The organism is Pseudoalteromonas sp. SR45-5 (assembly GCF_014163565.1).
In the GTDB taxonomy this organism is placed as follows: Bacteria; Pseudomonadota; Gammaproteobacteria; order Enterobacterales; family Alteromonadaceae; genus Pseudoalteromonas; species Pseudoalteromonas distincta.
The window spans coordinates 1-7,850 of record NZ_JACJDN010000126.1; the positions used below are offsets into that span (position 1 = coordinate 1).

Here is a 7,850-nt window from a genome sequence, read left to right on the forward strand (position 1 = left end):
TTGCATTAAAACGGTATTTACTTAATCGTAGAAAAAGCACTCATCAAAAGGTTGAATAGAATGGAGGATCTATTTTGGCAATTAAATTCAGTTAATGAATATTTTGGAATACTTATTACATGGCTGTTTGTTTTTTCTTTTTTGTTCACTCTATCAATTGCCATTAATAAGCAAGATAAAAGCCGAGTTCACCTTAGCTTTATTATGATGGCTTCGTACACACTTAGTTTATTTATGGACATAACTACTGCAGCTCCGCATTTAAAGATGTTTATATTTGATGTACTAACAATTGCAGTTATTTTTATGTGGCGTATTTTTTTAGGACGCAAAATACCGTACGGATTTTATTATCTTATTGTAGGGCTTGGTATCAATGCCTCACTGTTTATGAGCATGTATATTGATAATACTCTTTATGGCAATCGGGACTTTTGGTGGCTGTGGATGCTGTATGGTTTACTTATGCCTATTATTGATATCACTATGGCGCTAATACTAATTATCAATAAAGATTTGCTAAAACTTGTTTGGTTAATTAAAAAATTAAAATCATCATCTATACAAAAGCCAAATTAGCGCATACAAGTTATGCGCTAATTCGGGAAGTGTTATTGGGCACCACAGCCCAGTTTAGTTTTTAGCGCTTTGACAATTACAGGGTCTACAAACTCGCTTACATCACCATTGTGACGTGCTACTTCTTTAACAAGCGTTGATGAAATAAATGAATTTCGCTCTGCGGGTGTTAAAAATACACTTTCTAAATCAGGATTCAGGCGGCGGTTCATGTTAGCTAATTGAAATTCATAGTCAAAATCAGATACAGCCCTAATACCACGAATAAGCACATTAGCATTGTGATCGCGCGCAAGGTCAGCCAATAAGCCAGAAAAACCAATGACCTTAACATTATCTAAGTGACTTAAAATAGAGTTTGCAAGTTCAACACGTTCTTCAAGGTTAAAGCAGGGTTTTTTACTTGGGTTGTTCGCAACCGCAACTAATACAGTATCAAACATTTTAGCTGCACGTTGAATAAGATCTGTATGACCATTGGTTAGTGGATCAAAGGTGCCCGGGTAAATTGCAATAACTTTCATAATGTTCACTATTTATGATTTTAGCGCTAGTTTAACAGTGTTTATGCCACAAAGCAGCCTAGCTAATAAAGCATATAAACACTTACTTTCTTTGAACAGGTCAGTCCAAGGTTTGAGTGTTTTAATGATTCATATTTGTTTATACTGTTTACCTCTTTTGAGTGTAATGTAGCCTATAGATAATTTGAGTATTAGCATATGAATACCAAGGATAAAATAATACACACCAGTATTTTGTTGTTTAACGAAAATGGTGAGCGTGCAATAACGACAAATCATATTGCATCAAACTTAGGGATGAGCCCGGGTAATCTTTATTATCATTTTAAAAATAAAGAAGACATTATCCGTCATATTTTTGCGCTGTATCGCGATCATTTAAATACTCACTTTAAACCTATTAATAAAGATGATGATGCATTTAATCATTTAACGGCTTATTTAGATTCGTTATTTGAATTAATGTGGCGTTACCATTTTTTTTATGACAATCTTGGCGATATACTCGCCAGAGACACTGAGCTAAAACAAGCTTACATTGATTTTCAGTTAGAGTTATTAGAGCAAGTTCGTAAAATTATTCTAGGTCTTCGCGATAGTGAAATGATTGCTATTGATGAGCAAGATGTCATTGATTTAGCCCATACACTAAAGTTAACTGTTAGTTTTTGGACGCCTTATATTAAGGCTCGTAGGCCAAGCGGTACCCTTGCTGAGCAAGATATATATCACGGTATTTTAAAAGTACTTACATTATTTAGAGCGTACAGTACCGATAAAAGTATCGATAAAATGAACCTGCTACGCGAAAAATACACCGAGTTAGCCCAACAAGCCTTAGGGGCTGTGACCCTTCAAGATTAAAATTTTTCAATCTAGGAGCGATTAAATCGCGATGCGAGATTTGTAAGCCAGTAGGGTAACTGCTCCTGCGTTACCTTACTGACTAAATCTATGTAGGCAACAAAGAGTTAATTGCCCTAAGGCAGAATCCTTCGAGCAGCGTATGTTTAGCATTTATGCTACGTTATCGCCTATTTATAGGGAATAACCACGCTACATAGGCTCTGCCTTGCTAAAATACCAAACACACTGCTGCAAATTTAACCTCGAAAGATAAACAGGCCCTCGCGGTTGCTTAGTCGATAATTATTGGTTGTTTCCTAGACGCTGGATTTTTTGCTATAATCGCGCGCCAAATGCCTGGGAGCGCGAATTCCCGCAGTCTAAGAGTGAACTATGCTTAAATTTATCGTCAAACTACATCCTGAAATAGCCATCAAAAGCCGTTCGGTCCGTAAACGCTTTACTAAAGTGTTAGAAAATAACATTAAGATTGTATTGCGACGTCTTGACGAAAAAGTACAAGTAAGAAATAACTGGGATAATATTTCAGTTGTTACAAAGCTTGAAGATGCACAAGTTCGCCTTGATTTTATCGACAGCCTTAAACGCATACCTGGTATCGTTCAGTTTATTGAAGTAACTGAGACGCAATTTGAAACTCTCGATGATATCTATCAAAAAACAATAGCGTTAGTGGGTCATACAATTGTGGGTAAAACCTTTTGTGTGCGTGCTAAGCGTATAGGCCAGCACGACTTTACCTCGACTGATTTAGAGCGTTATGTTGGTGGTGGGCTAAATCAACATATTGAAGGCGCAAGCGTTAAACTTAGCCGTCCAGAAGTAACAATACGCTTAGAAGTAAAAGACGATAAAGCTTATATTGTTTCGCAAACGCATTTTGGTATGGCGGGCTTTCCACTACCAACGCAAGAAGACGTGCTTTCGCTTATGTCGGGTGGTTTTGACTCTGGCGTAGCAAGTTATCAAATGATTCGTAAAGGCGCACGTACGCACTTTTTATTCTTTAATCTAGGTGGCGCAGCGCACGAGATTGGTGTTAAGCAAGCGAGCTATTTTTTATGGAAAAAATACAGCTCAACACATAAAGTTAAATTTATAACAGTTGATTTTGAACCTGTTGTTGCTGAAATTCTAGAAAACGTTGAAAACAGCCAAATGGGTGTTGTACTTAAACGTATGATGATGCGAGCAGGAAGTGTAGTGGCTGAAAAGTTAAACATTCAGGCGCTTGTCACAGGTGAAAGTATTGGCCAAGTATCTAGTCAAACATTAGCAAACTTAAGCGTGATTGACCGCGTTACTGAAACGCTTATTTTACGCCCGCTAATTCAAAATGATAAACAAGAAATTATTAATCTTGCTCGCCAAATTGGTACAGCTGAAATGGCTGAAACGATGCCTGAATATTGTGGTGTTATTTCTAAAAAACCGACAGTTAAAGCCAAAATTGAAGTAATAGAAGCCGAAGAAGAAAAGTTCGATTTTGATGTGCTAGATACCGTAGTAAATAACGCGCGCATAATGGATGTACGCGATATTGACGTAGAAGCAAAGCAAGAGCTAAAAGAGGCTGAGTCGGTTGCTGATTTACCTGCAGGCTCTGTAGTAATTGATATTCGCTCACCAGAAGAAGAAGAAGCTGCACCGCTTGTAATCGATGGTGTGGAAGTGGTGCATTTGCCGTTCTTTCGCTTAGCGACTAAATTTGGTGATTTACCAAAAGACACTGACTATTATTTATATTGTGATAGAGGTGTAATGAGCCAACTACAGGCACTTATGCTGCACGAACAGGGCTTTGAAACGGTAAAAGTTTACCGCCCATAAGGTCTGTCGTCTTAAAGTTAATAATTTATATAAGCGTGGTTTATACCACGCTTTTTTTTGTCTGAATTTTAGCAAATAACTCATCATTGTAGGGTGTTGGAATACTGTGAAGTTTACCTTGCTGGCCAATATAACCACATATAGCTGATATTTCAGTTTCTCTACAATGTGCAACATCTTGCTGCATTGAAGAGTAATTATCAGACGTTAACTCCATTATTTTATAAGCGGTATTAAGTGCTTTAATCAATGGGATATTAAGCCCTTGTACCTTTGCTATATTGCATGCTTCAGTGAGTGCATTAAAAATTATAGCGTTGTACTTAGGCGAGCGTAATTCACCATTTTTTACATTACTTAAAGCGCTTAATGGGTTAATGGCAATATTTACGAGTAGTTTTTCAAAACGAAGCTGCTGAATGTTATTAGTAAACTTTAGGTTGGGTATTACATTAAAAATATCAGCTATTGGCGCACTATTTTGAAAAGCTAATTCATTACAAGCACCAATCACGCTTTGCCCTTCACCAGTGTGCTGCACAATGTATTGGTTTGATTTAAAGCCCGCTATGCTTGTAGTTAAAAAGTAGAGTGCTTGATGGGTGTTTAGCTGGTTATTTATCTCATCAACGTTGCCCATTCCATTATGCGAAAGTACAACAGAGCAATGTGTCGGTAAAAATGGCTTTATTTGAGAAAACGCATCAAGCACTTGAAAAGCTTTAACGGTAAATAAAATTACATCAAATTCAGTTGCTTTATCTAACTGATTTAATGAAATAAATTTTGCGTTAATTTTTTTTGATGCACCCTTAGCTCTGCTGTAAAAGCGGAGAACGAATTGAAGTTACTGGTTCACGTATTAAACGTGTTGATATGGCTGGTGACTTACCTGTTACTGTTATCGACCGTGCAGCAATTGAGCTTAGTGGCGAAACTTCAGTAGCTGATTTGCTTCGTAACACGACATTTAACAGTCTGGGTTCGTTCCGCCCTCAATCAGGTAGCTCTGCTCAAGGCGCTACAACTGTTAGTTTACGTGGTCTAGGCTCTGACCGCTCTTTAGTATTAGTTGATGGTCGCCGTTTACCTAAGTCTACGCTTACCGGTTCAAGCCAAGATCTAAACTTCATTCCAATGGCTGCTGTTGAACGTGTTGAAATATTAACAGATGGTGCATCAGCACTTTATGGTTCAGACGCAATTGGTGGTGTAATTAATGTTATTTTACGTAAAGATTTTAATGGTGCAGAGGTAACATTAGGTTCTGGACGCATTGAGCATGAAGGCGGGGATCGTGAAAACGGTTCAGTACTTTTCGGTGCATCTTCTGATAATGCTTCAGTACTTGCAGGTGCATCTTGGAGCGGTCGTGACATTGTTTACGCTCGTGACTTCCCTTGGTACAGCCCAGGTGGTTCAGTTTACTCTAACAATTTCACTACATTCACAACAGATGACGAAGGAAACAGAGCTAGTAATTTTGACTTCTTTTCTCCAGAATCAACATGTGAAGGTGTAGGCAATGAAAACTTTTACCGTATAGGTGCTCGTTGTGGTTTTAACTTCGCAGCTGTTTCTGCTGATGAAGCTTCTATTAAAAACCGCTCTGCTTTTGTTAAAGCCACTTATGAAGTGAACGAAGATTGGAGCATCTTTACAAACATTAATATTGCCCAAACTAAGTCGTTTGGTCGCTACGCACCAGGTCTAGATACAACAGCATATGATGCAGCATCTTCAACTGTTTATATTAGTGAAGATAGCCCTAATAACCCAACTAATCCAAACAGCCCGATATATGACGCATCTCTAGGTTTAGAGCAACAAGGTCTAGATTATTGGCATCGTTTTGCTGCACTAGGCAATCGTGATAATAACCTTTCATCAGAGCTTAAAGATATTAGCTTTGGTACGACAGGTATGATTGGTAACGTGTCTGTTGAAGCGGGTGTTCGTAAAACATTAAATGAAAGTAACAATATTGGTAGTGGTTACATACTAAGGAGTACTGCACGTCAATATATTGAAGACGGTACTTACATGCTTAACGACCCATTTGGTGCTTCAGATGAAGTTAAAAGTGCAATGACAGTAACTACTTCTCGTGTAGGTAAATTTAACCAAGAAGAGTTCTATGCTAATGCTGCATTCGATATTATGGAAACAGACGCGGGTGCAATTCAAGCTTTCGTAGGTTTTGAATATCGCTCAGAAGATTACGCTGATAAATATGATTCACTTTCTGAAGCTGGTCAAGTAGGTGGCTCTTCTGGTAGTAGTGCTGGCGGTGATCGCTCTGTACGTGGCTTATTCTTTGAAGCATTAGTTCCTGTTTCTGAAGAGTTTGAACTTAACTTTGCTGGTCGTTACGATGATTATTCTGATTACGGTTCAGACTTCTCACCTAAAGTATCAGCTCGCTATAACCCAATTGATGATTTAGTACTTCGTGCGTCATGGGGTAAAGGTTTCCGTGCTCCGTCGTTACCTGATTTAACTCAGCAACCAGCTGAATCAGCTGACTCAGTGTCTGATGAAGCTACATGTTTAGCAATTGGTGAAGCTGCAGATTGTTCTTCACAAATTAATGCATTAGTTATTGCTAATCCAGGCCTTCAATCTGAGCAATCAGATCAGTATTCACTAGGTGCGGTTTATCAATTAACTGACGCGATTTCGTTTGAAGTAGATTATTACAACATTGAAATCACAAACAGAATCCGTGCATTTAGCTCGCAATCTATTATTGATGCTCGACTACGAGGTGATTCAGTTCCTGAAGCATTTACAGTATCTCGCTCACCAAATGGTGCTGTTACCCAAGTCGTGCGCGGTTTTGGTAATGATGGTAGCTTAGAAACATCTGGTATCGATTTCAAAGCTAATTCAATGTTTGAATTTGGTGACATGGGTTCTTTAAGAACTAACCTTAATGTTTCGCACATTGTTGATTACAGCACTGACGGCGGTCGTAACTTTGTTGATGATCCAGGTGTTCCACAAATGCGTGTTAGCTTATCAAATGTCTACTCATTCTCTGATTTTGATTTTACTTGGAATCTAAGCCTGATTGACAGCCAATGTGAAGATATTACAGCAGACGGTGAGTGTGAAGGTCATATCCCTTCATGGGTAACGCATGATTTACAAGTTGCATACAGCACCCCTTGGAACGGTAAAGTTAGCTTCGGTGCACAAAATGCATTCGGTAAAGAGCCACCACTTTTTGCATATGATGGTCGTGACTATAACTTTAACTTGTACTCAGGTTTTGGTCGTACAATGTACTTAAACTTTAAACAATCTTTTTAAGATAGAAGTTTAGTGATATTAAAGAGTGACTCTTAAGTCACTCTTTTTTTTGGAGAAAATAAATGCATTGGGATCATTACTGGGACATAACTAAGGCTTTATCTAGTTTTGGTGATTCAAACAGTCCATTAGGATACCCTGAAGAGGTATTAATATTTTGGGAAAGTGTAGTCAAAGATAAAAAAGAAAATAAGAGCTATCTTGACTTAGGGACAGGGAAAGGTGCTTTAGCATTGTGGATACAAAGCATTTTAACTCGCAATAATATTAAGGGAAAAGTCAGCGGATGTGATTTAGCAAATATTAAAAAAGCTAAAATTATTAGTAGTGCCGATGAAATAAATGAAGCAATAAATAAAGTTGAATTTAAATTTAATACTCCACTAGAGTTGCTGCCGTATCCAAGTAATTCATTTGATTTACTTGTTAGTCAATTTGGTTTTGAGTATTCAAAGTGGAGCGAATCTTTACCAGAGGCAATGCGAGTACTAAAGGATAATGGGGAAATCATTTTAATGATGCATCACCCTGATTCAGTTATTACTAATGACTGTCGAGGAGGTAAAAAGATTTTAAGTTGGTTTTTAACTGAGAAAATATTTGATGACTTAGCTACGATTATCAGTTTAAAACTTAGTGGAGAAGGTTTATCTTTTAATAAACGTAATAAACAAATTATACAAAAAATACAGTCTCTTGAGGTACATAATGACGGGGAGCAAGTCTGGTTTATGG

At 37.7% G+C, this 7,850-nt stretch carries 6 protein-coding genes and 1 pseudogene; 5 read left to right on the forward strand and 2 right to left on the reverse strand.

Going from position 1 to position 7,850, the window contains the following annotated elements:
• Positions 1 to 60: 60 nt before the first annotated feature.
• A complete protein-coding gene (locus H5072_RS06895; RefSeq protein ID WP_182693093.1) occupies positions 61 to 579 on the forward strand; it encodes a hypothetical protein in 519 nt (172 codons plus the stop codon).
• A gap of 32 nt (positions 580 to 611) precedes the next feature.
• Here H5072_RS06895 and coaD read toward each other — a convergent pair whose 3' ends face one another.
• Positions 612 to 1,103, reverse strand: a complete 492-nt coding sequence (gene coaD, locus H5072_RS06900) for a pantetheine-phosphate adenylyltransferase (RefSeq protein ID WP_039484868.1) — start codon at positions 1,101 to 1,103, stop codon at positions 612 to 614.
• Positions 1,104 to 1,301: 198 nt separating this feature from the next.
• Between coaD and H5072_RS06905 the strand changes: the two genes are divergently transcribed.
• Positions 1,302 to 1,967, forward strand: a complete 666-nt coding sequence (locus tag H5072_RS06905; RefSeq protein WP_165744837.1) for a TetR/AcrR family transcriptional regulator — start codon at positions 1,302 to 1,304, stop codon at positions 1,965 to 1,967.
• Positions 1,968 to 2,342: 375 nt separating this feature from the next.
• Positions 2,343 to 3,800, forward strand: a complete 1,458-nt coding sequence (gene thiI / locus H5072_RS06910; protein WP_024595947.1) for a tRNA uracil 4-sulfurtransferase ThiI — start codon at positions 2,343 to 2,345, stop codon at positions 3,798 to 3,800.
• A gap of 40 nt (positions 3,801 to 3,840) precedes the next feature.
• Here the strand turns inward: thiI and H5072_RS06915 are convergent.
• Positions 3,841 to 4,632, reverse strand: a pseudogene (locus H5072_RS06915) (ketopantoate reductase family protein); the annotation flags it as partial.
• Positions 4,633 to 4,676: 44 nt separating this feature from the next.
• Here H5072_RS06915 and H5072_RS06920 point away from each other — a divergent pair.
• The gene (locus H5072_RS06920) at positions 4,677 to 7,115 is read left to right on the forward strand and encodes a TonB-dependent receptor (protein WP_259395900.1); all 2,439 of its coding nucleotides are present in this window, start codon (positions 4,677 to 4,679) and stop codon (positions 7,113 to 7,115) included.
• A gap of 62 nt (positions 7,116 to 7,177) precedes the next feature.
• Positions 7,178 to 7,850, forward strand: a 673-nt coding sequence (locus H5072_RS06925) for a class I SAM-dependent methyltransferase (protein WP_182693094.1), incomplete at its 3' end; no start/stop codon positions are given.

What these genes read in the sequence shown, in the direction of transcription:
- thiI (WP_024595947.1), top strand. Translation starts at nt 2,343, where the DNA reads ATGCTTAAATTTATCGTCAAACTACATCCTGAAATAGCCATCAAAAGC.
- H5072_RS06905 (WP_165744837.1), top strand. Translation starts at nt 1,302, where the DNA reads ATGAATACCAAGGATAAAATAATACACACCAGTATTTTGTTGTTTAAC.
- H5072_RS06920 (WP_259395900.1), top strand. Translation starts at nt 4,677, where the DNA reads ATGGCTGGTGACTTACCTGTTACTGTTATCGACCGTGCAGCAATTGAG.
- H5072_RS06895 (WP_182693093.1), top strand. Translation starts at nt 61, where the DNA reads ATGGAGGATCTATTTTGGCAATTAAATTCAGTTAATGAATATTTTGGA.
- coaD (WP_039484868.1), bottom strand. Translation starts at nt 1,103, where the DNA reads ATGAAAGTTATTGCAATTTACCCGGGCACCTTTGATCCACTAACCAAT.